The 1,377-nt window shown below is 64.4% G+C and carries 1 protein-coding gene; it reads left to right on the top strand.

Annotated elements, in window-relative coordinates; genetic code table 11:
• Positions 1 to 71: 71 nt before the first annotated feature.
• Positions 72 to 1,342 (top strand): IS3 family transposase gene (locus tag AAFO60_RS20780; protein ID WP_417935242.1). Its coding sequence is split into 2 segments (ribosomal slippage): positions 72 to 414 and positions 414 to 1,342, totalling 1,272 coding nucleotides; the frame shifts between segments, so codons are not numbered across the junction.
• The last annotated feature ends 35 nt before the right edge of the window (positions 1,343 to 1,377 follow it).

Raw genomic sequence — 1,377 nt, 5'->3', positions numbered from 1 at the left:
TCGGGCCTTCCCCCTGGATGTTGGACACGCTGATTCCAGCCTGATGCTGGGGAAGCGAGATGATGTAGTCCATGGCCAGGAAGCACTACGACGAGGAGTTCCGGCGTAACGCGGTCGACTTGTACGAGACCACGCCGGGTGCGACGGTCCGGTCGATCGCCGGCGATCTCGGGATCGAACGCGGCACGCTACGCGGATGGCTCGACAAGTACGGGACCGGACGCAAGACCGGCGCCGACGGAACCCCGACCACCAGCCCGCTACACCGCAGAACCACCGATGAGGTACCCGACGGCGAGACTCCCGAGGAAGAACTGGTCCGGCTGCGGGCACGGGTCCGGGCGTTGGAGGTCGAGACGACGAAGCTGACGACCGAACGCGAGATCCTGCGGAAGGCAGCCAAGTATTTCGCGGGGGAGACGAACTGGTGAGCCGCTTCCAGTTCGTCGCCGACAACTCCGCCACCTACCCGGTGAAGTGGCTGTGTGACCTGCTCGAGGTCGTTCGTTCCTCGTACTACGCATGGCGCAAGGCCGCGCCCGGTCGCGAGCGTCGAGCCGCTACCGACGATGCCCTGCTCAAGGAGATCACAGCCGTGCACGACGAGGACACGTCCTACGGTGCCCCGCGGATCACTGCCGACCTCAACGACGGGAAACCCGCTGGTGAGCGCGTCAATCACAAACGTGTGGAGCGGGTCATGCGCGAACACGGGATCGCCGGCTACCGGAAACGACGACGGGTCAAGACGACGGTGCCAGAACCGGCAGAGCAGAAGTACCCGGACCAGGTGAAACGGGACTTCACCGCGCCGGCACCGAACAAGGTGTACGTCGGCGACATCACGTATCTACCGTTGGCGATCCCGGGTATCGACGGGAAGGCCAAGAACCTGTATCTGGCCACGGTCATCGACTGCTTCTCTCGCCGGCTCGTCGGGTGGGCGATCGCTGATCACATGCGCATCGAGCTGGTCATCGACGCGCTACGCGCGGCCGAGCGTGACCGCGGGAGTCTGCGCGGAGCGATCTTCCACTCCGACCACGGATCGGTCTACACCTCGAAGGACTTCGCTGACGCCTGCCAGGACATGGGCGTGACGCAGTCGATGGGCGCGGTGGGTACCAGTGCCGACAACGCGTTGGCCGAGTCGTTCAACGCGGCATTCAAACGCGAGGTCCTGCGCGATTCGGCGAGTTGGCCCGATGAGAGGACGTGTCGACGGCAGGCGTTTCGGTGGTTGACCCGCTACAACACGCGGCGGCGGCACTCGTTCTGCAACAACATGTCCCCGAACGATTACGAGCGGAGCGTCTCCGATAGAATCGGAGACGCAGCTTAATTCACCCCTGTGTCCACTATCCGGGGGGAAGCCCC

The organism is Gordonia aichiensis (genome assembly GCF_039946255.1).
Lineage (GTDB): Bacteria > Actinomycetota > Actinomycetes > Mycobacteriales > Mycobacteriaceae > Gordonia > Gordonia aichiensis_A.
Note: the sequence above shows the minus strand (reverse complement) of the source record. Positions and strands in the feature narration are given on the sequence as shown.